The sequence below is a fragment of the Pseudarthrobacter sp. MDT3-1 genome (assembly GCF_054510755.1).
The window spans coordinates 12820-38933 of record NZ_JBTNDX010000033.1 but is presented as its reverse complement, the minus strand read 5'-3'; the positions used below and the strand labels follow the sequence as shown (position 1 = coordinate 38933).

Here is a 26114-nt window from a genome sequence, read left to right as displayed (position 1 = left end):
GCTCAAAGCCGCGTTAACCCTCTGGAAGTGTCACCACCAAGAAAGGCCGAAGTGTCACTATTGTCCTGAGGCAGAACTGTCACCGATGTCCTGCGACATAACAAACTGTCCGAGCCCGGACATCGGGTCGTTCCTTTTGCCACCCATCGACAGAAAGAGCCCATCATGCCTTCACCCGAGATCACCCCCGGCGCACCCTGCTGGATCGACCTCATGACGTCAGACATCGACAAGGCCCGCCAGTTCTATGGCGAACTCTTCGGCTGGGAGTACGAGACCGGAGACGAGGAGAAATACGGCGGTTACACCACCGCACGGAAGAACGGCAAGACCGTGGCCGGACTCATGCAGAAGGACGAGGACCAGGCAGGCATGCCTGACGTCTGGTCCACATACCTCCGCTCGGACGACGCCGAGGCCACCGCGTCCGCCGTCGCGGCCAACGGCGGCCAGGTCTACATGCCGCCCATGGATGTTCCGGAACAGGGCCACATGGCCATCTTCGGCGACTCCGCCGGAGCGGCAATCGGCGTGTGGCAGCCGCGCGAGATGAAGGGATACGAGCTCGTAGCCGAGCCCGGCGCCGCCGCCTGGCACGAGCTCCACACCAAGGACTACGACGCCGCCGTGAAGTTCTACGAGGAGGTGTTCGGCTGGGATACGGATGTTATGAGCGATACACCGGACTTCCGGTACACCACCCTGGGCGCCGGGGACTCCGCCAAGGCCGGCATCATGGACGCCTCCGGGTATCTGCCAGCCGACGTTCCGTCCAATTGGCAGGTCTACTTCAACGTCGAAGATGCGGACGCTTCGATTGAGAAGGCCGTTTCGCTCGGTGCCACCGTCATTGACGGACCGGAGGACTCTCCGTTCGGCCGCCTCGCCTCGTTGGCCGACCCCACCGGTGCAATGTTCAAGATCATCGCATAAGTAAATTCCTTCGACGAAATACCGGCCGGCAGCTTTCATAACATCTTTCATTAAAGCTACCGGCCGGTATTGTTTTGCCCCACGGACGTTTCGCCAAATGCACTCACCATCAACCTTGCGTTCATGCGGCGCTGCTTTGCTGTGCCGGACACCACCTGATCAAACGTGGAGTCCGGCGATTGTCCGTCGGTACAACCCGGACACACTCCATCGGGTCCCCTACCGGGACGCCCCTATGAAAGTAGAGCGGATGCACCATTCACCTTGGAAATTAGCGTTGGGAACAGCGGTGTCTGCGGGGCTTATCGCCGCTCCGTTGGCAGCGGTCCCCGCCTTCGCCGTCGACGCAGCACCAGCCGGCACTTCACCCGTTGTCATCAACGAGGCCTACCTGAGCGGCGGCAGTTCCGGCGCAGCGTACAAGAGCAAGTTCGTTGAGCTCTACAACACCTCCGACGCCGCGGTCTCCCTTGACGGCTGGTCAGTCCAGTACCGTTCAGGCGCGGGAACTGCGGCGCCCACCAGCGTGGCTGCCCTCACCGGTTCCATCCCTGCCAAGGGCCACTACCTCATCCAGGGCGGCAGCAACAACGGCGGGGTTGAAGGTGCGGACCTGCCGACTCCGGATCTTGTGGCAACCTCCCTGAATTTCAGCGGCTCCGCCGGCACCATCATCCTGGCGAAGCAGGCCGCCGCCGCCCCGCTCGCCACCGGATCCGTTATTGAACCGGCCGGCGTGGCAGACCTCCTCGGCTACGGTTCCTCCAACACCTTTGAAACGCAGGCCTCCGTAGCGCCCGCCGGCAACACCGACGTCAAGAGCCTGAACCGCAGCGCCGGGACGGACAGCAACAGCAACCGGGCAGACTTCACGCTGAACACCGCCGTCACGCCGACGGCGGCGGGCGGCACCGTGGACCCCGTCCCGGACCCAACACCGGACCCCGACCCAACACCGGACCCGGTCCCCGGCACCAAAACCATTGCCGAAATCCAGGGCACCGGCACCGCCAGTCCGCTGGCCGGCACTGCCGTAACAACGCGCGGCAAAGTCACCGCGGCCTTCCCCACCGGCGGTTTCGCCGGCTACTACGTCCAGACCCCCGGCACCGGCGGCGACCTCACCCCGGCCGGCCACACGGCGTCGGACGCTGTTTTTGTCTACTCCCCGGCCACCGCAGGCTCCGTGCAGACCGGCGACTTCGTGGAAGTCTCCGGCACGGTTTCCGAGTTCTTCGGCATGACCCAGGTCAGTGTGGCGGACGCCGCCGGGCTGACCAAGCTCACCGACGCCGCCCCCGAGGTGAAGGCCACCGCCTTCACGCTCCCGGCGGCCGAGTCCTTCCGCGAGGCACTCGAGGGCATGCTGCTGGCACCGCAAGGGCCCGTCACCGTCACCGACAACTACTCGCTGAACCAATACGGCGAAATCGGCCTCTCGGGCGGGACCACCACGCTGGTGCAGCCCACCGCCGTCGCGCGTTACGGCTCGGCCGAATACCAGGCCGCCGTGGCGGACAACGCTGCCCGCGGCATCAAGCTCGACGACGGCGCCACCACCAATTTCTTCAGGGACGCCACCACCAAAGCCCAGGTGCTGCCGTACCTGACGGCCACGGACCCGGTCCGGGTGGGCTCGCCGGTGACGTTCAACACCAACGTGGTGCTCAGCTACACCAACAACGCCTGGAAGTTCCAGCCGCTGACCCACCTCACCGAGGCCAACAAGGGCACCGTCCAGCCGGCCAGCTTCGGCGCCACCCGGACCGAGGCTCCCGCCAGCGTGGGCGGCAACCTGAAGATCGCCTCCTTCAACGTACTGAACTACTTCCCCACCACCGGCGACACCCTCACGGGCTGTTCCTTCTACAAGGACCGCAACGGCAACCCCATCACGGTCCAGGGCGGCTGCGATGCCCGCGGCGCGGCAAACGCGGAGAACTTCCTCCGCCAGCAGGACAAGATCGTCGCCGCGATCACCAAGACCGACGCCGACGTGGTGTCCCTCATGGAAATTGAAAACTCCGCCCAGTTCGGCAAGGACCGCGACGACGCCCTGGCCAAACTGGTGGACGCCCTCAACATCGCGACCCCCGGCATCTGGGACTACGTGCGGACACCCGCCAACGCTCCCCCGCTGGCTGACGAGGACGTGATCCGCACCGCGTTCATTTTCAAGAAGGCCGTGGCTGAACCTGTGGAAGAGTCCATCATCCACAACGACACTGTCGCCTTCGCCAACGCCCGCAAGCCGCTGGCGCAGGCTTTCAAGCCGGTAGGCGCCGGGGACGACAAGAAATTCATCGCCATCGCCAACCACTTCAAGTCCAAGGGTTCGGCAGCAACGCCGGATGACACGGACAAGGGCCAGGGCGCGTCCAACCTCGCCCGCACCGCCCAGGCCAAGTCGCTCCTGGACTTCGCCGCCGGGCTGCAGGCAACCAAGGGCACGGACAAGGTTTTCCTGATCGGCGACTTCAACTCCTACGCCCAGGAAGACCCGATGAATGTCTTCACGGACGCCGGCTACGTCAACCAGGACGGCAAAGCGACGAACGCCGACGGCTCCGCGAAGCACTCCTACCTTTTCGGCGGCCTGGCGGGTTCGCTGGACCACATCCTGGCCTCCCCCGGCGCTGATGCGGTGGTCACCGGCGCGGACATCTGGAACATCAACTCCGTAGAGTCCGTGGCGCTGGAGTACAGCCGGTATAACAACAATGTGACCAACTACTATGCGCCGGATCAGTACCGCGCCAGCGATCACGATCCTGTGGTGGTGGGCCTTGACCTGCCTGCCGGCCCGGTCACGCCGGCCAGCGTTGAGCTGAACTTCCTGGGCATCAACGATTTCCACGGCCGCATCGACACCAACACGGTGCTGTTCGCCGGCACCATCGAGAAGCTGCGCGCCGCCGCACCCGGGGCCACGGCCTTCCTGTCCGCCGGCGACAACATCGGGGCATCACTGTTCGCCTCGGCCGTTGCCAAGGACCAGCCCACCATCGATGTGCTGAACGCGCTGGAGCTGGACGCTTCCGCCGTGGGCAACCACGAGTTCGACGGCGGCTGGGCGGACCTGCGCGACCGCGTCATCGCGGGCGGCACCAACGCCACGTTCCCGCTGCTCGGGGCGAACGTTTACAAGAAGGGAACCACGGAACCGGTCCTGCCGGAATTCACCGTGCTGGACATGGACGGCGTGAAGGTCGCCGTCATCGGCACCGTCACCCGGGAAGTCCCGTCCCTGGTGACGCCTGCCGGCATCGCCGATCTTGAATTCGGCGATCCTGTGGACGCCATCAACCGCGTGGCTGCCAGGATCACGGCGGAGAACCTCGCCGACGTGATCATCGCGGAAAACCACGACGGCGCCGGGTCAGGAACGCCGGACGGCGCCACCCTCGAGCAGGAAGTGGCAGCGGGCGGCCCGTTCGCGAAGCTGGTCACCGAAACCTCCCCCGAGGTGGACGCCATCTTCACCGGCCACACGCACAAGGAATACGCCTGGAACGCACCGGTCCCCGGGGCTTACGGAAAGACCCGTCCGATTGTCCAGACCGGCAATTACGGCGAGAACATCGGCCAGATCCAGCTCACGGTGGATACGGCCACCAAGGAAGTCACCGCCTCGAAGGCCGGGAACGTCAGGCGAACCACAGATGCCGCCGCCGGCCTCGTAGCCGCTTACCCGCGGGTGGCAGCGGTAGATGCCATTGTGAAGAACGCCCTGGCCGACGCCGCCGCGATCGGCAACCAGCCGGTGGGTGCGCTGACCGCAGATATCACGACAGCGTTCACCCCGGACCCCGCCGGCGGCCCCGCCAAGCGCGATGACCGTGCCAGCGAATCCACGCTGGGCAACTTGGTGGCCGACTCGCTGTTGGAGTCGCTCCAGCCGGCTGAGCTGGGCGCCGCGGAAATCGGCGTCGTCAATCCCGGCGGCCTCCGCAACGAGCTGTACTACGCCCCGGACGGCACCATCACCTACTCGGAGGCCAACTCGGTCCTGCCGTTTGTGAACAACCTGTGGACCACGTCCGTGACCGGTGCGCAGTTCAAGGCACTCCTGGAGCAGCAGTGGCAGACCAACGCTGACGGCACGGTCCCCAGCCGCGCCTACCAGCAACTGGGCCTGTCCAGGAACGTCAACTACACGTACGACGCCACCCGCGCCGCCGGTGACCGGATCACCTCCATCCGGGTGGCCGATGCGCTGATCGATCCGGCGAAGTCCTACCGGATCGGGACGTTCAGCTTCCTGGCCACCGGTGGCGACAACTTCCGTGTCTTCAAGGACGGAACCGGCACCAAGGATTCGGGTCTCGTGGACCGGGACGCCTGGATCACGTACTTGCAGGCGCACAACCCCGTGTCGCCGGACTTCGCCCGGCGGACGGTGGCCGTACTGAACACCACGGCCGCCGAGGTCAAGGCCGGGGACGCCATCACTCTGGCGGTTTCCAAATTGGACCTCACCTCGCTGGGCAGCCCGGTGAATACGTCGCTGGCTGCGGTGTTCATCGACAGCGCCGGGACTGTGACCGATCTTGGCACGGTGCCGGTTTCTGCCGGCGCCGCCGCCGTGAATCTCGCCGTTCCTGCCGGCGCTGCTTCAGGATCCGGAACCCTGGCGCTCACGGCTGCCGAGTCCGGCACTGTGGTGAAGGCGGCAGTCCAGGTGGCTGCCAGCGGACCGGTTCCGCCGGTCTGCACGGCACCGGTACCGCCCACCAAGTGGTACGACGTCCTGGGGTGGATCCGTTACAGCGTTGCCTGGATCCAGTACCAGCAGTGCCTGCGCGGCTAGCACTAATCTGGAGCGCCTGACGGCGGGCCAGCTTTAAACAGAGAGTCGCCCCTCCCCGGCTGAAGCAGTTGGGGAGGGACACTTTCTTCCTCTCGAGTTTTTGCCCAGATGATCCGTTTTTCCGGGGGCGAAGGGGCCGTTATGTGGACAAAAACTCAGGGGACGTGAGGACGAATATTTCGCCTCAGTGTCCCAGGATCGCCTGCGCGATTTCGTCGGCGTCGCGGAGTGTCCTTTGCCCGCTGGCGTACGTGGGGCCGCCCGGCTGGAGCGCTTCCGCGGCGATGGCCGTGCCCCACTGGGTGGCCGAAAGTTGGAGGCCCAGCACATAGAGACCCTCGGTCACCGAGCCGTTGGCCGCCACCGGCCGGTACGGGTGGGGCGCCACGTCGAGCCCGGTGGCCTGCACCGGCGCACCTTCCGCCGTCATCATCAGCCGGGGCCGCACCATCCCGTCCGCGAGGAGCTGTTCCAGCAGCGGCGAATCGTTCGCAGACACCCGGTTGGCCGGCGCGAGGGCCTCCACCATGGTCTTCGCCGCCACCGGCGGACCGTTCACCCAGGGCGAGACGGCGGTAAAGCGGCCTGACCGGCGGTCCACACTGAACCGGGGGTCGGGCCCCACAAAGCTGACCACGCCGGCACGCGCCAGGGCAGCCAGCTGTTCAGCGCGCAGCGCAGGCGGCCCGCTGGCCAGGCCCTCCACAAACGACTCAAACCAGCCACGCAGGCCAGCCACCCAGGACTCATCGGTGATACCGCCGTCGGCCACTGCCGTTTTCAGCACCGCGCGCCCGTGATGCAGCGCGCCGATGGCCATCTTTACCGGATCCTGCTCGCCCAGTGCTGAGCGGCGGGCGTCATCCAGCAAGTACTCGACGACGGCGGCATCCAGTTCAGCGCGCGATCCGAAGGACCTGCCTACCAGGGGAGACGCGAGGCCCGGCAGGTCCAGCCGGTGCCGCGGCCCGACGTGCACTGCAAGGACGCTCTCCACAGCGGCCTCCCAGTTGGCGGCGCTGTGGGCATGCGGCCGCAGCGCATCCTCCAGCGCGGCCAGGAACTCGGACGCGTCGGGGACGGCGGCCGGCTGCGAGCGCACCAGGGTGGAGTAGTAGGCCCAGAGGGTGTCTCGGTGCAGCAGGGGCCAGAGATCGTGGTCGAAACCCGGCCGGATTCCGGTGGCCGCGAACCGTTCCAGCGCGGCCTCGGTCAGGTACCGCAGGGTAACCGCCGCCGGGTAGTAGCCGGCCAGCGCGGCCTTGGCCCGGTACGGGGTGCCGCGGCGGGAGGCCGCAATGATCAGGGGCTCCTGGCCGGAAGGCTGATACTCGAGCCGGGTTCCGGCGTCGATGAACTTTCCGCCGCGGCCCTCCGTGAGCTGGCCCATCGCGTCGAAGAAGTTCAGCCCCATGCCCCGGACCAGGACCGGTTCGCCGGCCGGAACCGCGGCCCAGTCGACGTCCGCCGGGACGGCCGGCGGGAAGTAGCTCAGGCCCAGCTGTGCGGCCGCTGCCTGGAGTTCCCGCTGTTCCGGGTTCAGCCGGGACGCCAGGTGCCCCAAGGTGAGGACCACGGAATCGACCGTGAGGGAACCGCCGCCGGCGAGTCCGACGTCGAACGTTCCGGTGCTGGGGGTTGTCCCGCCTGGGGTACCGTCCCCTTGAGAGCCGTCCGCCGGGGCGCCGTCCCCTGGCGTCCCCGCTGTTCCGTCGCGCGACGGGCGCACCGACACGGCCGTCGTTTCGTGGAAACTGATGGTGACGCCGTCGGGCAGTTTTGCCGTCAGCTCGTCCAGCGTGCAGCGCAGGTAGCGGCCGTACAGTGCCCGGCTGGGGAAGTCCCGCGATCCCAAGGCAGCCAGTTCGGACCGCTCGTCCAGCGTCAGGGCAGGCATCGGCTCACGCTGCTGCCGGGCACGCCAGCGGTCGAACGTGGTGCCCGCGACGGGCGGCGCCAGCCTGGGGTCTTCAGGGATGACCGTGGGATAGAAGGACTGGGTGTTCATGAGGTACAGCCGGGACTGGCCGGCCTGCCACACGTGCCCCGGACCTGCCGGATAAGGGTCGATGACGTCGATATGGAGGGATGCGGGGCCGGAGTGGGCAGCAGCGTGGGCGGCGGCGTGTGCGAGCAGGCGCTCCAGCACACTGGTTCCCCGCGGTCCGGCGCCGATGATGGCTGTCCGGATGCTCTTCGATTTACCCACGGCATCCAGAGTATCGGCATGCGCCGCAGGCATTTGACTTGCTTGCGGAGCGAAAATGTTGTTTGGATGGGGCGCATGACCACCACTGCAGCTGATCAAGCGCCCGGTTCATCGCCCGCCCCCGAACCCACTGATGAGAACGTCTGGCTGGAGGAGATCTACGGCGGGGCACCGCTTGCCTGGGTCCGGGAGCAGAACGCCCGCACCGAGGACCTTTTGGAGGACGCCGATTACGTAGGCCTGGAGGGAAGCATCCTGGAGGTGCTGGACTCCACGGACCGGATCGCCATGGTGGGCAAGCGCGGCGAGTGGTACTACAACTTCTGGAAGGACCAGGCGAACCCGAAGGGGCTGTGGCGCCGCACCACCTGGGAAAGCTACCTGACGGATTCCCCCGCCTGGGACGTGCTGCTGGATGTGGATGCCCTCGCCGCCGCCGAAGGTGAGGAGTGGGTCTTCCACGGTGCCACGTTCCTGCGCCCCGCCGCTGGCGACCCGTACCGCCTCGCGCTCCTGGCGCTCTCCCCCGACGGCGGCGACGCCAACCGCTACCGCGAGTTCGACGTCGGTACCCGCACCTTTGTTGACCCGGCAGACGGCGGTTTTGACCTGCCGACGGCGAAGGGGAACGTCTCGTGGCTGGACGCGGACACGCTGCTGGTTGCCTCCACGGCCGGGGACCTGCCGCGAACCGCATCCTCATATGCCCGGACGGCTGTCACCCTGCGACGCGGCAACGCCCTTTCCGCGGCCGCCCGGCTTTTTGAGGTGCCGGAGGACCACATGATGGCCGTGGTGGCGCACGATTCCACTCCGGGTTTCGAGCGCACGTTCGCCGTGGACTACATCGATTTCTACAACCGCAGCACGTTCATCCGCTGGGACGACGCCTGGCTCGAGATCGATGCGCCGACAGATGTTAACCTCAGTGCGCACCGCGAATGGCTCCTGTTCCGGCCGCAGCAGGACTGGTCCCTTGAGGGCAACACGTACCCCGCCGGGTCCTTGTTGGCCGCGAAGTTCGAGGACTACCTTGCGGGGGCACGGGATCTCTTGGTGCTGTTTGCGCCGGATGCGCACACTTCGCTGCAGTCGTGGAGCTGGACGCGGAATTTCCTGCTTCTGAACCTGCTGCGGGACGTCTCGTCCGAGATCAGGGTGCTGGATCCCTCTGTTCCAAGCGTTGCGGCCGACGGGGGTGCGGCCGACGGCGGCGCCTGGGCTTCGTCGCTGCTGGATGCCTGCCCGCCGCTGCACGACGTCAACGCCTACGCGGTGGACGACGAAGATGAAGGACCGGCCGACGGCGGTGCGGGCGACGACTTCTGGCTGGTCGCCACCGGATTCACCACCCCCAGCACACTGATGCGCGGAAGCCTCACGCGGGATCCTGCCGGGACCTCCGGCGGGGGCGTTGCCGGGACGGCTGGCGTGGTGAGCAGCCATGCGGCAGTCAAGGCGTCGCCGTCGTTCTTTAATGACGACCAGTACGAGGTGCAGCAGCACTTCGCCGTCTCCGCAGACGGCACCCGCGTCCCCTACTTCCAGGTGGCCTCGCGGGACCTTGTCCTGGACGGGCAGAACCCCACGCAGCTCTCCGGCTACGGCGGCTTCGAAGTCTCCCGGACCCCTGCGTACAGCGGAACCGTCGCCAGGGCTTGGCTGGAGCGCAGGACCGCCACCTCCGGCGGGTCCGGCGAGGCAGCGCACTCCCACGGCGGCGTCTACGTTGTGGCCAACATCCGCGGCGGCGGCGAATACGGGCCGTCCTGGCACCGGGCCGCGCTCAAGGAAAACCGCCACCGCGCCTTCGAGGACTTTGCCGCCGTGGCGCAGCACCTCGTCCACCGTGGCGTCACCTCCCGGGAGCGGCTTGGCTGCGTGGGCGGGTCCAACGGCGGGCTGCTGGTGGGCAACATGCTCACCACCTACCCGGAACTTTTCGGGGCTATCTCCTGCGGCGTTCCGCTGCTGGACATGAGGCGCTACACGAAACTCTCCGCCGGGCACTCCTGGATCGCCGAATACGGCGACCCGGACGTGGCGGCGGAATGGGAGTACATCAAGACATTCTCGCCGTACCACCTGCTCAAGGACGGCGTGGAGTACCCCGAAACATTCATCTGGACGGCCACGTCGGACGACAGGGTGGGACCGGTCCAGGCCCGCAAGATGGCCGCCCGGATGCAGGCGATGGGCATCCCGAATGTCTGGTTCCACGAAGCGCTGGAAGGCGGCCACGCCGGAGCTTCGGACAACCGGCAGGCCGCCGCCCTGCAGGCCCGCAGCCAGCACTTCCTATGGCGGACGCTGGCAGGCGGTTGAGCCCAGGGCACTGTTCCTGGGCCCGGCGCGAGGCATACCGTGGGGCAGGGCGCCGGGGCTGAGACAAGCGTTCGGTGGCCGTTTTGCACTGCGTGCCCCGTTCTGCGTATCCTTGGTGGGCTAGTAATAGCCATTGGAGACGTGCCAGAGCGGCCGAATGGGCTTCACTGCTAATGAAGTGTGGGGCACAACTCCACCGGGGGTTCAAATCCCCCCGTCTCCGCGTTTGGCCCCGGTCCTGGACCGGGGCCTTTTGCGTTCCCTGGGGAAGTGCTTTTATGCCACCAAACCCAAACTAGGTAGCAGTAACTGTCGTTATGAGCGCTCATAACGACAGTTACTGCTACCTACATGGGCGGGAGACGGGCGTGGTGCGCGGGCGGGAGTCGGGCGTGGTGCGTGGGTGGGAGACGGCGCGTGGCGCGTGGGTGGGAGACGGCGCGTGGCGCGTGGCGCGTGGAAAGTGGGGTGGGCTGGACAGGCTGGCGGTCCGGGGTGCGGACGCACGAGGCTCCACCCGTGCAGCCGGTGGCAGGATGGTGGAATGGCAGTAAGCAATTCCCCGGGCGCGGAATCCAGCACAAGCCAGGCGTGGAATCCACGCCTGGCGCTACTGGTGGCTGCCACATTCTTTATGGAGTTCCTGGACGGCACCATCCTCACCACCGCCATCCCCAACATCGCCAGCGACTTTGGCGTTCCAGCCGCCGACGTCAACATCACCATGACGGCCTACCTCATGACCGTGGCCATGGGAATCCCGCTCAGCGGCTGGCTTGCTGAACGCGTGGGGGCCCGCAAAGTATTCTGCTTCGCGATCGCCCTGTTCACACTGGCTTCACTGGCCTGCGCCATCAGCCCCGACCTGACCGTGCTGACGCTGAGCCGGATCCTGCAGGGCGCCGGTGGGGCCATGATGGTTCCTGTCGGCACCCTCCTGGTGCTGCGCGGCACACCCAAATCGGAGCTTCTGCGGGCGACGGCTTTCCTGGTGTGGCCCGCGCTGCTGGCGCCCGTACTGGCGCCGCTCGTAGGCGGCGCGCTGACCACCTACCTGTCGTGGCACTGGATCTTCCTCATCAATTTGCCATTGGGGGCGGCCGCGTTCATCGCCGCACTCAGTCTGGTACCAGCCGGCGCCGGAGACAGGGCACGCAGGCTCGACTGGCTGGGCCTGTTCCTCACCACCACCGGAGTGGGCGCCCTGGTGGTGGGCCTTGAGCTGGCCACTGCCCACCCCGACGGTCCATGGGCAGCCATCGGCGCTGCTGCAGGGGTATGCGCCCTCGCGGCCGCCGTGCTGTGGATGAGGCGCGCCAAAAACCCTCTGTTTGATCTCAGTGTTTTTTCCACCCGCACCTTCCGGGCCATGGCCACCGGCGGGTTCGTCTACCGCCTGACCATCAGTTCGGTGCCGTTCCTCCTGCCCCTGATGTTCCAGACCGGTTTCGGCTGGTCACCGCTGCACGCCGGAATCATGGTGGCGGCCGTGTTCATCGGCAACATCGGCATCAAGCCGGCCACCACGCCGCTGATCCGGCGTTTCGGTTTCCGGGCCATGCTGGTCTTCGGCTCCCTGGCATCGGCGGTGACCTTCGCCCTGTGCGCCCTGCTCACTCCGGACACGCCGCAGGCCCTGATCTTCGCCCTGCTCGTGTGCAGCGGGGCCTTCCGCTCCATTGGCTTCTCCGCCTACGCGTCGGTGCAGTACGCGGACATCGCACCCGCCCAGCTGACGTCGGCCAACTCCGTGTCGGCGACCCTGGTGCAGCTCGCCGCAGGCGCGGGCATCGCAGTTGGCGCCCTGCTGATCCGGATTTTCGACGGCGTGGCGGCCTTCCCCGCGGATCACGCTGGCCCCTTCCGCGGAGCCTTCCTCACCATGGCCGTCCTGATGCTCTTCAGCACGGCGGACAGCCTGTCACTGCACCGGCAGGCCGGCGCAGAGGTCAGCCGGCCTGGGCAAGCACGAGCGGAAGAACAGCCCCCGCCCCCGCCTGGCGCAGGGCGCGTCCAGCCACGGTAACGGTCCACCGGCTGTCCACGAGGTCGTCGATCAGCATCACGCCCTGGCCACGAAGTGTTGCCATGGCGGCCTCCAATTCCGGGCCCACCATGACGCGGTCCCAAACGCCCGCCAACCGGTACGCGCTGTTCCCGCCACGGCTTCCAGTGGGTCCGCCATGTCCCAGGTCCAGCTCGCCAAGGTAGGGGATCCTGCCGATTTCCGAAATTCCCTGGGCAAGGGACCGGACCAGTTCGGGCTTGCTGCGGGAAGGCATGCTGACGATCGCGGCCGGCCGGCCTGCACCGCTCCAGCCCGGGTTCCGGCCGTCACCGGTAGCCCATTCCCGCAGGACCTGGACACAGGCCTGCAGCATGGCAGGATCCACCGGCCGGTCTGCGGCGCCAGCCGCAAAGAGTTCCCGCAGCGCCCCGCCCCAGCCGAGATCGGTAAGCCTTGCCAGCACCCGGCCGTCCGCCAGTCCTTCGTCGGGCTTGATTTTTCCCTTGACCGGAACGCCCAAACGGTCCATGCCACTGGGCCACTGCAGCCGTGCCTCCAGGACACCACCGGCGCGGGTGAGCGTCTGACCCGCCGCTGCCGTGGCGTCGTCGGCGATATCGGCCCGGAACCAGCGGCCGGCGCAGTTGTCGCACTTCCCGCAGGGATGCGCCGTCTCGTCGTCGAGGACCGAGGTGATGTATTCCATCCGGCACCCGGCGGTGTCCTGGTAGATCACCATGGAGTCCTGCTCGTCCACCCTGGCCTCGGCGATCCGGCGGTAACGCTCAGCGTCGTAGATCCAGGGCTGGCCGGTGGAACGCCACCCGCCGCCGACACGTTCCACGGCGCCATCCACGGCCAGGACCTTCAGCAGCAGCTCCAGCGGGGTGCGGCGGAGATCAACCCGGGCCTCCAACGCAACCGTTGACACGGCAGTTCCGGCTTCAGCCAACGCTGTCAGCACTGCTGTGGCTTTCTCCTCCGATGGCATGGAAGCGGTGGCGAAGTACTGCCAGATATCCCGGTCTTCAGAACCCGGCAGCAACAGCACATCTGCGTTCGCCGCGCCACGGCCCGCACGGCCCACTTGCTGGTAGTACGCTACCGGGGAGGACGGCGCCCCGAGGTGGACGACGAAGCCAAGATCCGGTTTGTCGAAGCCCATGCCGAGCGCCGAGGTGGCAACCAACGCCTTGACCTGGTTGTCCTTGAGCATCTGCTCTGCGCGCTCCCGGTCCGCGGGATCGGTCCTGCCGGTATAGGCCTGCACGGTGTGCCCGGCTTCGGCGAGAAGCCTGGCGGTGTCCTCCGCGGCTGAGACTGTCAGCGTGTAGATGATGCCGCTGCCGGGCAGATCGGCCAGGTGCGTCAGGAGCCAGCCCAGCCGTTCGCGGGAATTCGGCAAGGTGAGGACGCCCAGGCGCAGGGAATCCCTGCCCAGGGTTCCGCGGATAGTGAGGACGCCCGCGCCCAACTGTTCCTCGATGTCGTGGACCACGCGCGAGTTGGCCGTGGCGGTGGTGGCCAGGACAGGGACGGACTCCGGCAGTTGGGTGATCAGGTCAGCGATCCTGCGGTAGTCCGGCCGGAAGTCATGGCCCCAGTCCGAAATACAGTGTGCCTCGTCAATAACCAGCAGGCCCGTCCGCCGGATGAGCTCCGGCAGCTGGTTCTCACGGAAGGACGGGTTGGTGAGCCGTTCCGGCGAAACCAGCAGCACGTCGACTTCATCAGCGGCGAGCTGTTCCCGGACGGTGTCCCATTCCAGCTGGTTCGCGGAGTTGATGGCCACTGCACGCACTCCGGCGCGGGCGGCGGCAGCCACCTGGTCCCGCATCAGGGCGAGCAGCGGCGAAACGATCAGAGTAGGGCCGGCCCCGCGGCGCCGGAGCAGCAGGGACGCCACAAAGTACACCGCCGATTTTCCCCAACCGGTGCGCTGGACCACCAAAGCCCGCCGGCCGCCGTCGACCAGCGCTTCAATCGCCTCAAACTGTCCGTCATGGAAATCCGCCGCCGGATGCCCCACGAGTTCGCGGAGAACCTCCAACGCCTGGCTCTTTGTGGCGGACGGCAAGTCAGGGGAAACGGAAAGAAGGGCGGCGTTCTGGGTATCGACCATTGATTCAGTATCCCAGCCCCCACCGACACCCATAAAGCCGGGACCGCCGTATGTGGACAACCGGGAACGTCCGCGGGTCCACGTAAGATAAGACCCGTGACTAGCGAACAGACAAAAACTTTTGACCTCTCGGCATCCTTCAAGGCCTACGACGTCCGGGGCATCGTGGGCGAATCCATCACCGCTGAAATCGTCGAAGCCGTGGGCGCCGCGTTTGTTGATGTCCTGGAACTGGAGGGCCAGACTGTCCTGATAGGCGGCGACATGCGCCCCTCCTCCCCCGAGTTCGCCAAAGCATTCGCCGTCGGCGCAGCCACCCGCGGCGCCGACGTCAAGCTCCTTGACCTGATTTCCACCGATGAGCTCTACTACGCCTGCGGCTCCCTCAACGCTGCCGGCGCCACGTTCACCGCCAGCCACAACCCTGCCGAATACAACGGCATCAAAATGTCGAAGCCCGGTGCGCAGCCCATCTCCTCCGAATCCGGCCTCAAAGAGATCCAGGCCCTCGCCGAGAAGTACCTCAACGAAGGCTCCATCCCGGCGGCCCCCGCCCGCGGCCTGATCGGTGTCCACGACGTCCTGAAGGACTACTCCGAGTACCTCCGCCAGCTGGTGGACCTCTCCGGATCCCGGCCGCTCAAGGTAGTTGTGGACGCAGGCAACGGCATGGCCGGCCTCACCACCCCGGCGGTACTGGGCGACGCCCTGCTGCCCAAGCTGCCGTTCGAAATCATTCCACTGTACTTCGAGCTGGACGGCTCCTTCCCGAACCACCCGGCCAACCCCCTCGAGCCGGAAAACCTCCGCGACCTGCAGGCCGCCGTCATTCAGCACGGCGCCGATATCGGCCTGGCATTCGACGGCGACGCCGACCGCTGCTTCGTCATCGACCAAAATGGTGAGCCCGTGTCGCCGTCGGCCGTCACCGGTATGGTGGCACGCCGCGAAATTGCCCGCGCCCAGGCGCAGGGCGAGGCAACGCCCACCGTCATCCACAATCTGCTCACCTCCCGTGCGGTGCCGGAACTGGTAGAGCACGACGGCGGCCGCGCCGTCCGCACGCGCGTGGGCCACTCCTTCATCAAGGCAGTCATGGCCGAGGAAGGTGCCGTGTTCGGCGGCGAGCACTCTGCCCACTTCTACTTCCGCGACTTCTGGAACGCAGACACCGGGATGCTCGCAGCAATGCACGTGCTCGCTGCCCTCGGCGAGCAGGATGGACCGCTGTCCGAGCTCGGCCGCGAGTACGAGCCCTATGTCTCCTCTGGTGAGATTAACTCCGAGATCGAGGACAAGGCCGGAGCCGTGGAGCGCGTCCGCACCGACTTCGCCGCCGAGGACATCACCGTGGACACCATGGATGGCAGCACGTTCACGGCAAATGATGGCAGCTTCTGGTTCAACCTGCGCCCGTCCAACACGGAGCCTTTCCTCCGGCTGAACGTGGAAGCAACGGACCGGGCCATGATGGAAAGCGTCCGCGACCGCGTATTGTCCAATGTCCGGCGCTAAGCCGGAGCTGGCCCACGAAGCCACGGACGGCCCGGCTGCGGCGGCTTCGTGGCGGGATTCCGTTCCGGAGGCCTCGGCCACGGACCTGGAAAACCTGCTGGGCACAGGCGTCGGCGCAGCCCAGGAACAGCTCGAGCGAAACGGCGGCTTCCTGCCGTTCGCACTGGTGGTGGAGAACGACGGCGAAGTCCGCCTCGTGGCCGTCACACCGGCTGATGCCCAGGACGGCTCCGACGGTGACTTCGACGCGGACACGATGATCAGCGACCTCACCGAACTGCTCCGGCAGAACCGTGCTGATTTCCGCGCAGCCGCAATTGTCTGCGACATCCTCTTGGTCGAGGAAGAAACAGATGCCATCCATGTAGCTGCTGAACACCGCGACGGATCCGTTTTCGCCGCGGTCCTCCCTTACGCCGCCAACACCGGGACCCACGAACGGGAGTTTGGCCAGCTCGCCGCTGACACCAGCGAACCCACCGTCTGGGTGGACTAGACCGCACCCCGGTTGCCATGAAAATCAACGCCTTCGCAGACGTCAGCCTCCGGGCGCTGATGGTTCTGGCCGCCGCGCCCGGGGCGACCCTCCTGACCACGCAGAACATCGCCGATGCCGTGGGCACACCGTACAACCACGTCAGCAAGGCGATGGCCAGGCTGCGCAGCCTGGGCCTGATCGAGGTAGAGCGTGGCAGGTCGGGCGGATCCAGGCTCAGCTCCGCTGGCCGCCGGGCAACGGCGGGCCAGGTCCTGCGGGCCCTGGACACCCGGACGGACGCCGCCGACTGTGTCGCTCCGGGCGGCGACTGCCCGCTGATCCATGAATGCAGGCTTCGCGCCGCGCTGGCCCGCGCCCGTGAAGCGTTTTACCGGGAACTTGATGCAGTGGTTGTGGCCGAACTTCCAGGCTCGCGGCAGATGACACCCGTCTTCCAGATGATCGGCCTGCGCCCCGGCCTGTAGCCCGGCGCCGAGCCCGCATCCCCCACCGATTTGATTCCAACTTCTACGAGGTGTAGAACTTGGGGTACGAATATACGCATTTCAAATGTAAGTATTCATATTGACCGGACGAAAACCCGGTCCCCTATCGCAGGAGTACACATGCTCTCGGACAAATCCCGCCCCGTCATTGAGGCCACCCTGCCGCTCGTCGGTTCCCGGATCGGCGCCATCACTCCCAAGTTCTATGCACGGCTGTTCGCCGCCCACCCGGAACTGTTGGATGGCCTGTTCAGCCGCTCCAACCAGCGCTCGGGCAACCAACAGCAGGCGCTGGCCGGAAGCATCGCCGCTTTCGCCACGCACCTGGTCAACAACCCCGGCACCCTCCCCGAAACCGTGCTTTCCCGCATCGCCCACCGGCACGCGTCGCTCGGCATCACTGAGCCCCAGTACCAGGTGGTCTACGAGCACCTCTTCGCCGCCATCGCCGAGGACCTCGCCGAGGTCATCACGCCTGAAATCGCCGAGGCCTGGACCGAGGTCTACTGGCTGATGGCCGATGCCCTGATCAAGATCGAAAAGGGCCTCTACGCCATCCAGGCGAACGACAAAATGTGGACCCCGTGGCGGGTCGCCTCCAAGACTTTTGCGGGCACCGGCGCCATGACCTTCACCCTTGAACCCGCGGACGACACCCCCATCACCCGCGCGCTGCCCGGCCAGTACGTGAGCGTCAAGGTGCAACTCCCGGACGGGCTGCGCCAGGTCCGGCAGTACTCACTCTCCGATGACGCCGGCACCGGCCGCACCTTCACCACCAAGCTGGACGACGACGGCGAGGTGTCCCCGGTGCTGCACCGCGGCGTCGGAGTCGGTGACATCCTGGAACTCTCCAACCCCTACGGCGAGATCACCCTCAAGGACGGCGACGGTCCGGTGGTCCTGGCGTCGGCCGGCATCGGCTGCACGCCGACGGCGTCGATCCTCCGGTCACTCGCCGAGTCGGGCTCCGACCGGCAGGTGCTGGTGCTGCATGCGGAAAGCACACTGGACAGCTGGGCGCTGCGCGGTCAGATGACGGACGACGTCGAACGCCTAGCGGGTGCCGACCTCCAGCTGTGGCTTGAAGAGCCACGCCCCGGGGCCAACGAGGGGTTTATGTCACTGCGTGAAGTCGACCTGCCGGCCAACGCGTCGTTGTACCTCTGCGGACCGCTGCCGTTTATGAAGCACATCCGCAACGAGGCCATCAACGCCGGCATCCCGGCCACGAGGATCCACTACGAGGTCTTCGGACCGGACATCTGGCTGGCTTCCTAACCCCGCTCATAGGAGTTTTTGTCCAGATATCGCGTCCAAGCGGGGCATTTGGCGGGATTATCTGGACAAAAACTCATGGAGACGGACGACGGCGGCCCCGCACCTTTCTTGCAAAAGGTGCGGGGCCGCCGTTGTACTTTGCAGTGGGGATCAGCCCAGGCGGGCCTTCAGGCCGGCAAGCTCGGACTGCAGCGCCTCGGGGAGGGAATCGCCGAAGTTGGCGTACCATTCCTCGATGGACGCGAGCTCGGTGGCCCACTCGGCCGGGTCAACGCGGACAGCTTCCTCGACCTGGGCCGGCGTCATGTCCAGGCCCTTGAGGTCGATGGATTCGGCGGTGGGAACAAAGCCGATCGGCGTCTCGACGGCGTCTGCCTTGCCTTCCAGGCGTTCGATGGCCCACTTGAGGACGCGGGCGTTGTCGCCGAAGCCGGGCCAGGCGAAGCCACCCTCGGCCGTGCGGCGGAACCAGTTGACCAGGAAGATCTTGGGCAGGCGCTCCGGGTTGCCCTTGGCGGACAGGTTCACCCAGTGGTTGAGGTAGTCGCCGGCGTCGTAGCCCATGAACGGCAGCATGGCCATGGGGTCGCGGCGGACCACGCCCACCGCACCGGCTGCCGCGGCAGTGGTCTCGGAGGACAGCGTGGAACCCATGAAGATGCCGTTTGACCAGCTGCGCGCCTCGGTCACCAGGGGGATGGTGGTCTTGCGGCGGCCGCCGAACAGGATCGCGGAAAGCTCCACGCCGTCGGGGTTGTTGTACTCCTCGGCCAGCATGTCGATCTGGTCGATCGGCGTGCAGAAGCGCGAGTTCGGGTGGGCTGCGGGCTTGTCCGAATCCGAGGTCCAGGAGTTGCCCTGCCAGTCGGTCAGGTGAGCGGGCACTTCCTCAGTCATGCCCTCCCACCACACGCCGCCGTCGTCGGTCAGTGCCACGTTGGTGAAGATGCTGTTGCCCTTGGCGATGGCGCGCATCGCGTTGGGGTTGGTGCCCCAGCCGGTGCCCGGAGCCACGCCGAAGAGGCCTGCCTCGGGGTTGACGGCGCGGAGCTCGCCTTCCTTGCCGAAACGCATCCAGGTGATGTCGTCACCGAGCGTCTCCACCTTCCAGCCTTCGATGGTGGGATCGAGCAGCGCGAGGTTGGTCTTGCCGCAGGCGGACGGGAAGGCAGCCGAGACGTAGTAGGTCTTCTGCTCGGGCGAGGTCAGCTTCAGGATGAGCATGTGCTCGGCCAGCCAGCCTTCGTCGCGGGCCATCACAGAGGCGATACGGAGGGCGTAGCATTTCTTGCCGAGCAGCGCGTTTCCGCCATAGCCGGAGCCGAAGGACCAGATGGAGCGCTCCTCCGGGAAGTGAACGATCCACTTGTCCGGGTTGCACGGCCATGGCACGTCCGCCTGGCCTGCTTCGAGCGGCGCACCCAGGGAGTGCAGGGCCGGCACGAAGAATGCGTTGGTCTCGGTGATGCGGTTCAGCACGTCGGTGCCGATGCGGGCCATGATGCGCATCGAGGCAACAACGTAGGCGCTGTCGGTGATCTCCACGCCGAACTTGGGATCCTCAGCGTCGAGGTGTCCCATCACGAACGGGATGACGTACATGGTGCGTCCGCGCATGGAGCCGGCAAAGAGCCCACGCAGCTTTTCCTTCATCGCAGCCGGGGCCATCCAGTTATTGGTGAAGCCGGCGTCGTGCTTCTTCTCGGAGCAGATGAAGGTCTGTTCTTCCACACGGGCTACGTCCGCGGGATCAGAGAATGCAGCGAAAGAGTTGGGGAAGAGCTCCTGGTTCAGGCGCGTCAGCGTTCCTGCTGCGACGAGTTCATCGGTAAGACGCGTGTTTTCCTGTTCGGAGCCGTCAACCCAGTGGATCCGGTCGGGCTGCGTGAGTCCAGCAACCTCTTCGACCCATGCCAGCAGGCCAGCATGCGTGGTGGGTGCTTTCTCAAGCAGCGGCAGTCGTGCGAGATCGCCCATTGCGGTTCCCTTCCTCGGGGTCATCGGTGTGGACTAAATGCTATTGGCCGCCCAAGGGCGCGATGGGAGGTCAGCGGTGCACGTTCGTGATCGTTGGAGCCGAAAACCGCGCAAATTCAAGGAAAACCACGCCCAAACGACCGTATTTAAGTGACAAAGGTCTCCTAGACCGGTCTAGTCAGCTAGATTACATGCCTCTCGATTTGGTACTCCGGGCAACCCTCGCGTAAAGTAATTCGAGGTTCGGGGAGCAAGAAACTCCGCGAAACACAAAATGCGCCCATAGCTCAGCTGGATAGAGCGTCTGTCTACGGAACAGAAGGCCGGGGGTTCGAATCCCTCTGGGCGCACAGAGAAAGGCCTGTATCGGTTCGCCGATACAGGCCTTTTGTCGTTAAGCGCAGCGCCGCTTTCCTGCCACCGGCCTCAGCTTCAGGAACAGCCCGGCCACCCGCGCCTTGCCAGCTTCCCAGCGGAAATGCGTCACTTTTGGTAGCAAACCCCCGCGCTGCCCCTGGATTCGCGCGGGCGAGCCCGCCCTAACACGGTCAAAAGTTACGCAGTTCTGCAGTCACCGGAATGACGACGACGGCGCTCCCCGCCTCCCGCGAGGCGGGCGTAGGCTGGACGAATGACGCCTGAAACGCTGCAACGTGAATTCGATGTCATTGTGATCGGTGCTGGTGCCGTGGGGGAAAACGTCGCCGACCGGGTGGTCCAGGGCGGCCTGACGGCTGTCCTTGTTGAAGCCGAACTGGTGGGCGGCGAATGCTCGTATTGGGCCTGCATGCCGTCCAAAGCCCTGCTCCGCCCCGGCACCGCCCTGCACGGCGCACAGACGGTACCCGGCGCGGCGGAAGCCGTCACCCTGACACTGGATGCAGCGGCAGTCCTGAAGCGCCGGGACTATTTCACCGCAAACTGGCAGGACGACAGCCAGGTGAAGTGGCTGGAAGATACCGGGATTGAGCTGATCCGTGGCCACGGCTGGATCACCGCGCCGCGCACCGTTGAAGTAGCCGGGCTGGACGGCAACACTTACGAGCTCAAGGCGCGTCACGCCGTCGTACTCGCCACCGGCTCGACGCCAACCACACCTCCCATCGACGGGCTGGCGGACCTGCAGGTCTGGGGCACACGCGAAGCCACCTCGGCCAAGGAGGTACCGGAGCGCCTGGCTGTAATCGGCGGGGGCGTCGCGGGCAGCGAGCTGGCGCAGGCATTCGCACGCCTGGGCTCGGACGTGACGCTGGTGGCCAGGAGCGGCCTGCTGGGCACGTTCCCCGCAGAGGCCAGCAAACTTGTGGTCGCGGGGCTGCGCGCGGACGGCGTGGCGGTCCGCCTCAACACGTCCACCGAAAGTGTCCGGGAAAACGACGACGGCACGTTCACCCTGACACTTCAGGACCAGACGCCGGACGGCCGCACCACCGTCATTGCGGACAAAGTCCTCGTTTCAACAGGCCGGCATCCCGCCCTCGAAGGCCTCGGCCTGGAAAGCCTGGGCTTCGAGGCGCAGGACGTGCAGCCACTGAAACTCACCACCGACTCCACTGGACTAGTCCAGGGCGTCCCGGACGTCCCGGGTACCCCGGGCGAGAACGGCGTGGAAGGCGAGAACCCCTGGCTTTACGCTGTTGGCGACGCCGCCGGCAGAAATTTCTTCACGCACCAGGGCAAGTACGAGGCCCGGGCTACCGGCGACGCCATCGCGGCCCGAGCCAAGGGCGAGCTCAGCGGCGTCCCCGCGGCCTGGAGCCGGTACGCCCAGACCGCCAACCAGCATGCCGTCCCGAACGTGGTGTTCACCGATCCCGAACTGGCGGCCGTCGGGCGCACAGTGGAGCAGGCAAAGCAGAACGGTTACAACGTGTCGTCCGTGGAGCTGCCAATCCAAGTGTCGGGTTCGTCCCTGCATTCGGAACACTACGAAGGCTGGGCGCAACTGGTGGTGGACGAGGACCGGCGGGTCCTGCTCGGCGCCACCTTCGCGGGCCCGGACGTGGGCGAACTGCTGCACGCGGCCACCATCGCAGTGGTGGGCGAGGTCCCGCTGGAGCGGCTGTGGCATGCGGTGCCATCGTTTCCCACGGTCAGCGAGGTGTGGCTGCGGCTCCTGGAGAAGTACGGCTTGTAGGAGAGGCCGCAAGTGTCCGCTCGCGCTGGCCTACTTCACCCGCGCCTCCTCCACACTCACTATTTGAACTGACCAGTCAGTTCAGTTAGGCTGAAGGTGGACATACACCGTCGAAAGGCCATTTTTGCTCTCCGTACAGCAGCTCCTTGTGAAGGGCCGGCGCGACGATTTGCTTCCGCCCACCTCTCTGCGGGTCGGCCGGGGTGAGCTCCTCCTCGTCACCGCCGAACGCCAGGACCAGCGGACAGCCCTTGCCCTGACCATCAGCGGGCGCATGAAACCCACTGGCGGCCGGATGTCCTGGGACGCCAACGAACGCACCAAATCCCTCCGCCTCGCGAGCGCCCTGGTGGATTCCCCCAACGTGAATGAGCCCGAGCAGCACCTCAGTGTCCGGGACCTTGTCACCGAGGACCTCGCCCTGATTCCCCGCCGCTACCGCGGCGCGCTGCTGAGCAAGCCCTGGCTCAAAGTCAACAGTTTCGAGGACATCGCGGACCTGTGGACGGAGCAGCTGGCGCCGGACCGGCGCATTGAACTGCTGACGGCCCTGGCCCTCGCCAACCCGCACACGGACCTCCTGGTGGTGGACTCCCCCGACAGGCACGGTGCCCACGCTGCGGACTGGCTCCCGCGGCTTGAGGAGCTGGCGTACGACGCCGGCCGGCCGCTCGCCGTCGTCGTCACCGTTACTGCCCTCCCGGCAGGGTGGACGGGACCGGCCACGGTGATCGGTAACGCCGTCCCGGACGTGGACGAAGCCCCCGATGCGCCGACTCTCACAGACGAAGAAACCGAATCCCTCTTACTCGAAACCGAGGATGCCAAGTGACCGTGCTGCGGCTGGCCCGTTCCGAACTCAAGCGGATGACCGGCGGGTTGCTGCCGAAGCTGACCATCCTGGCCCTGATCATGGTGCCGCTCCTGTACGGGGCCGTGTACCTGTACGCCAACTGGAATCCCTACGGGAACCTGAACCAGATCGAGGCCGCCCTGGTGGTGGAAGACACCGGCGCCACGTCCAGCGACGGCACCGAGCTCCAGGCGGGCAAGAAGGTGGCGGACGGCCTGGTGGAGGGGAACGTCTTCAACTGGCAGGCGGTCCCCTCGGCGGCCGAGGCCGACGCAGGGGTCAGCAGCGGCAAGTACGCGTTTGCACTGAAAATCCCGGCAGAATTCTCCACAAACCTGGTCTCGCCCGGCAGCTTCGATTCGGCCAGCCAGGCGATGCTGAACGTCACCACCAACGATGCCAACAACTACCTGCTGAGCACCATCGTGGACAAGCTGACCACCGCGGTGCACACAACGGTGGCCAAGGAAGTGGGTGAAGAGACGGCGAACCAGCTGCTCACCGGCTTCGGCACCATCCACGCCCAGATGCTCAAGGCCGCAGACGGCGCCGGGCAGCTGACGGACGGCATGGCCAACCTCCGCGACGGGACGGTCACCCTGCATACGGGCACCAGCGAGCTCAGCGCAGGAGCCGGTGAGCTGTACAACGGCCAGCTGAAATTGCGGGACGGGGCCAATCAGCTGACCGACGGCGCCGGGCAGCTCAGCAGCGGGCTCTCCGTCCTGAAGGACAGCACCGCCACGCTGCCCACCGACACCCGGACGCTGGCCAACGGCGCGGCCCAGGTTGCCGCGGGGAACGCCCAGCTCAATACCAAGGTCCAGGACGTCGTCACGCAGCTTGATGCCGCGGACCAAGGACTCCGGACGCGCGTGATCGAATCGAATGCCCGCCTGGTCGCCTCCGAAGTGATCACCCAGGTGCAGGCAGACAAAATCCTGGCCGACTTCGATACGGTGGCAGCCTCCAGCCCCGTAGCCGCGGCGAAAACCCGGATCCAGGCCGACGCCACCCAGATCCAGCAGCTCGCGGACGGCTCCGAAGCCGTGAGCGTCGGCGCAGCCCAGCTGGCCACGGCCACCCCTGCGCTGAAGGACGCCATTATTCAGGCTTCCGGTGGCGCTGACCAGCTCCACACCGGGGCGGCCACGCTGGCCACCGGCGAGCAGACTGCGCTCGACGGCGCCGGACGCCTCGCGGAAGGGGCGCAAACGCTCGACGCCGGTGCAGGGCAGCTGGAAGCCGGGGCCGGCACTGCCGCTGACGGCTCACGGACGCTGACCGACGAAATTTCCAAGGGAGCCGGGCAGGTGCCCAACCCGGACGATTCGCAGAAGAGTAGCCTCTCAGAGGTGATTGCCGATCCCGTTGCGGTCAGCAATGTCTCCCAGGCAAAGGCGGACTCCTACGGCGCGGGGCTGGCACCGTTCTTCCTGACGCTCGCCTTGTGGATCGGCATCTTCATGCTGGTCCAGGCGATGCGGCCCATCACCCAGCGGGCCCTGGCGTCGAACGCCCCGGCCTGGAAAATCGCCGTCGGCGGCTGGCTTCCGTTCCTTGCCGTTTCGGTGGTGCAGGCTAGCCTGCTGACCCTCGTGGTGAACCTGGCGTTGGGCCTCAACCCCGCGCATCCGGTGCTGATGTGGCTGTTTATGCTGGCCGCGGCCATGGCCTTCAGCGCCATCATCCAAGGCATCGTGGCGCTGCTGGGGTCACCCGGCAAGCTGGTGGTGCTGATCCTGCTGGTGCTACAGCTGGTGTCCTCGGGCGGCACGTTCCCCTGGCAGACCACCCCGCAGCCTCTCCATGTTGTCCACGAAATCCTGCCCATGGGCTACGTGGTCACGGGCATGCGGCACCTCATCTACGGCGCGGACCTGTCCGGGATCGTGCCCACTGTCCTGGGGCTGCTCGGCTACACGTTGCTGGGCGCGGCGATGTCCACGTTTGCTGTCCGGAAGCATAAGTACTGGACACTCAAAACGCTCAAACCGGAGATCGCGGTATGAGCCCGCCCGCGCCGGGATCTGGGGTGCACGATCCTGGCGTGCCTGAGCCTGGGGTGCACGAGCCTGGCGTGCATGATCCTGGCGTGCATGATCCCGTGGGGCACGATCCCGCCATGCACGGTCCCGCCGAGAAGAAACTCCGCCCGGCCCGGACCAATGCCACCCGGCAGAAGCTCTTCGACGCGTCCATGGAGCTGATCGGCCAGCGTGGCGCAGCGGGTGTCACTGTGGACGAGATCGCCGCGGCGGCGGGCGTCTCCAAGGGCACTGTCTACTACAACTTCGGCAGCAAGTCGGACCTGATCGCGCAGCTGCTGCGGCACGGCGTGGAAATCCTGAAGGCACGCCTGCTTAGCGAGGCCGGGCAGCCCGGGGCCGATCCACTGGTGGCCATGGAGGCAATGATCGGCCAGGCCATGGATTTTATGGACGATTACCCGTCCTTCGCCCGTTTGTGGGTGAGCGAAAACTGGCGGACTCCCAGCGAATGGCGGGACACGTTCGCGGTGCTCCGGTCTGAACTCCTGGCGGTCATCGGCGCTGCCATAGAGAACGTGGCTGCCGTCTATCCGGTGGACGAATCGATCTCGCGGGGCAGCCTCGAAACGGCGATCTTTGGCGCCTGCTTTGTGGTGGGGCTTGACCGGCAGACCTACAACCCGGAACGCACCCGTGACCAAAGCGTTGCAGCAATCATGGCAATCATGCGCGGCTATGTCGTGAAGTAGCAGGGATGATTGGACACATGCGCCACATGGGTAACAGCGGGAAGTTCGCCGTGATCGCGGCCGTCGCCGCCTTGGGCATGCTGGTGCTCACCGCCATCACCTTGGAAGAGGCCGTGATGGTCACGTTCCTGGGCCTGGTGGCGCTGGCCTATGTTGCGGCCGTGGCGGAGGTCCTGGCCCGCGGGCGCCACTTTGTATTGGTTGCCACGGCTGTGGGATC

Annotated in this window: 16 protein-coding genes and 2 tRNA genes; 15 read left to right on the top strand and 3 right to left on the bottom strand. The window is 66.3% G+C overall.

Translation table 11 applies throughout. The annotated features are described in order from the left end of the window. Positions 1-165 precede the first annotated feature (165 nt). Positions 166-933: a VOC family protein gene (locus ACX80X_RS18895; protein ID WP_459313043.1), complete on the top strand. Its 768-nt coding sequence runs from the start codon at positions 166-168 to the stop codon at positions 931-933. A gap of 250 nt (positions 934-1183) precedes the next feature. Further along, complete coding sequence (locus ACX80X_RS18890) at positions 1184-5743, top strand: ExeM/NucH family extracellular endonuclease (protein WP_459313041.1); 4560 nt, start codon at positions 1184-1186, stop codon at positions 5741-5743. Positions 5744-5927: 184 nt separating this feature from the next. On the opposite strand, the gene ACX80X_RS18885 is transcribed toward ACX80X_RS18890, so the two are convergent. After that, positions 5928-7985, bottom strand: a complete 2058-nt coding sequence (locus ACX80X_RS18885; protein ID WP_459313039.1) for an FAD/NAD(P)-binding protein — start codon at positions 7983-7985, stop codon at positions 5928-5930. A 42-nt stretch (positions 7986-8027) separates the two neighbouring features. Between ACX80X_RS18885 and ACX80X_RS18880 the strand changes: the two genes are divergently transcribed. From ACX80X_RS18880 to ACX80X_RS18865, 4 genes are all read left to right on the top strand, one after another. Then, entirely contained in the window at positions 8028-10277 is a 2250-nt protein-coding gene (locus ACX80X_RS18880) for a prolyl oligopeptidase family serine peptidase (RefSeq protein ID WP_459313037.1), read from the top strand. A 135-nt stretch (positions 10278-10412) separates the two neighbouring features. After that, a tRNA-Ser gene (locus ACX80X_RS18875) sits at positions 10413-10500 on the top strand. Between the two features lie 94 nt (positions 10501-10594). Further along, a complete protein-coding gene (locus ACX80X_RS18870; protein WP_459313035.1) occupies positions 10595-10831 on the top strand; it encodes a hypothetical protein in 237 nt (78 codons plus the stop codon). Beyond that, complete coding sequence (locus ACX80X_RS18865; protein WP_459313033.1) at positions 10822-12303, top strand: MFS transporter; 1482 nt, start codon at positions 10822-10824, stop codon at positions 12301-12303. Before ACX80X_RS18870 ends, ACX80X_RS18865 begins: the two co-directional genes overlap by 10 nt. Here the strand turns inward: ACX80X_RS18865 and ACX80X_RS18860 are convergent. Further along, complete coding sequence (locus ACX80X_RS18860) at positions 12227-14407, bottom strand: RecQ family ATP-dependent DNA helicase (RefSeq protein ID WP_459313031.1); 2181 nt, start codon at positions 14405-14407, stop codon at positions 12227-12229. The two genes, ACX80X_RS18865 and ACX80X_RS18860, sit on opposite strands and share 77 nt — an antisense overlap. A gap of 96 nt (positions 14408-14503) precedes the next feature. Between ACX80X_RS18860 and ACX80X_RS18855 the strand changes: the two genes are divergently transcribed. The 4 genes from ACX80X_RS18855 to ACX80X_RS18840 all read left to right on the top strand — a co-directional run bounded on the left by ACX80X_RS18855 (position 14504) and on the right by ACX80X_RS18840 (position 18187). Next, entirely contained in the window at positions 14504-15922 is a 1419-nt protein-coding gene (locus ACX80X_RS18855) for a phosphomannomutase/phosphoglucomutase (protein ID WP_459313029.1), read from the top strand. Further along, a complete protein-coding gene (locus ACX80X_RS18850; protein ID WP_459313027.1) occupies positions 15909-16418 on the top strand; it encodes a hypothetical protein in 510 nt (169 codons plus the stop codon). The genes ACX80X_RS18855 and ACX80X_RS18850 overlap by 14 nt, the downstream gene beginning before the upstream one ends. A gap of 17 nt (positions 16419-16435) precedes the next feature. After that, positions 16436-16885: an RrF2 family transcriptional regulator gene (locus tag ACX80X_RS18845; protein ID WP_252599746.1), complete on the top strand. Its 450-nt coding sequence runs from the start codon at positions 16436-16438 to the stop codon at positions 16883-16885. A 141-nt stretch (positions 16886-17026) separates the two neighbouring features. Next, on the top strand, positions 17027-18187 hold the full coding sequence (locus ACX80X_RS18840; protein WP_252599747.1) for a globin domain-containing protein: 1161 nt from the start codon (positions 17027-17029) through the stop codon (positions 18185-18187). 150 nt (positions 18188-18337) lie between these two features. On the opposite strand, the gene ACX80X_RS18835 is transcribed toward ACX80X_RS18840, so the two are convergent. Then, the gene (locus ACX80X_RS18835; protein ID WP_459313025.1) at positions 18338-20164 is read right to left on the bottom strand and encodes a phosphoenolpyruvate carboxykinase (GTP); all 1827 of its coding nucleotides are present in this window, start codon (positions 20162-20164) and stop codon (positions 18338-18340) included. 276 nt (positions 20165-20440) lie between these two features. Here ACX80X_RS18835 and ACX80X_RS18830 point away from each other — a divergent pair. The 5 genes from ACX80X_RS18830 to ACX80X_RS18810 all read left to right on the top strand — a co-directional run bounded on the left by ACX80X_RS18830 (position 20441) and on the right by ACX80X_RS18810 (position 25894). Further along, a tRNA-Arg gene (locus ACX80X_RS18830) sits at positions 20441-20514 on the top strand. Between the two features lie 281 nt (positions 20515-20795). After that, positions 20796-22301, top strand: a complete 1506-nt coding sequence (locus ACX80X_RS18825; RefSeq protein ID WP_459313023.1) for a dihydrolipoyl dehydrogenase family protein — start codon at positions 20796-20798, stop codon at positions 22299-22301. Between the two features lie 124 nt (positions 22302-22425). After that, positions 22426-23133: a sugar ABC transporter ATP-binding protein gene (locus ACX80X_RS18820; protein ID WP_252599752.1), complete on the top strand. Its 708-nt coding sequence runs from the start codon at positions 22426-22428 to the stop codon at positions 23131-23133. Next, a complete protein-coding gene (locus tag ACX80X_RS18815) occupies positions 23130-25166 on the top strand; it encodes a YhgE/Pip family protein (RefSeq protein WP_252599753.1) in 2037 nt (678 codons plus the stop codon). Before ACX80X_RS18820 ends, ACX80X_RS18815 begins: the two co-directional genes overlap by 4 nt. 113 nt (positions 25167-25279) lie before the next feature. Continuing rightward, a complete protein-coding gene (locus tag ACX80X_RS18810) occupies positions 25280-25894 on the top strand; it encodes a TetR/AcrR family transcriptional regulator (RefSeq protein ID WP_252599830.1) in 615 nt (204 codons plus the stop codon). Positions 25895-26114: the final 220 nt, after the last annotated feature.

Coding starts and splice junctions, on each gene's coding strand:
- ACX80X_RS18885 (WP_459313039.1), bottom strand. CDS start 7,985: ATGCCTGCGGCGCATGCCGATACTCTGGATGCCGTGGGTAAATCGAAG.
- ACX80X_RS18880 (WP_459313037.1), top strand. CDS start 8,028: ATGACCACCACTGCAGCTGATCAAGCGCCCGGTTCATCGCCCGCCCCC.
- ACX80X_RS18895 (WP_459313043.1), top strand. CDS start 166: ATGCCTTCACCCGAGATCACCCCCGGCGCACCCTGCTGGATCGACCTC.
- ACX80X_RS18835 (WP_459313025.1), bottom strand. CDS start 20,164: ATGGGCGATCTCGCACGACTGCCGCTGCTTGAGAAAGCACCCACCACG.
- ACX80X_RS18890 (WP_459313041.1), top strand. CDS start 1,184: ATGCACCATTCACCTTGGAAATTAGCGTTGGGAACAGCGGTGTCTGCG.
- ACX80X_RS18840 (WP_252599747.1), top strand. CDS start 17,027: ATGCTCTCGGACAAATCCCGCCCCGTCATTGAGGCCACCCTGCCGCTC.
- ACX80X_RS18845 (WP_252599746.1), top strand. CDS start 16,436: ATGAAAATCAACGCCTTCGCAGACGTCAGCCTCCGGGCGCTGATGGTT.
- ACX80X_RS18850 (WP_459313027.1), top strand. CDS start 15,909: ATGTCCGGCGCTAAGCCGGAGCTGGCCCACGAAGCCACGGACGGCCCG.
- ACX80X_RS18825 (WP_459313023.1), top strand. CDS start 20,796: ATGACGCCTGAAACGCTGCAACGTGAATTCGATGTCATTGTGATCGGT.
- ACX80X_RS18810 (WP_252599830.1), top strand. CDS start 25,280: ATGCACGGTCCCGCCGAGAAGAAACTCCGCCCGGCCCGGACCAATGCC.
- ACX80X_RS18860 (WP_459313031.1), bottom strand. CDS start 14,407: ATGGTCGATACCCAGAACGCCGCCCTTCTTTCCGTTTCCCCTGACTTG.
- ACX80X_RS18865 (WP_459313033.1), top strand. CDS start 10,822: ATGGCAGTAAGCAATTCCCCGGGCGCGGAATCCAGCACAAGCCAGGCG.
- ACX80X_RS18870 (WP_459313035.1), top strand. CDS start 10,595: ATGAGCGCTCATAACGACAGTTACTGCTACCTACATGGGCGGGAGACG.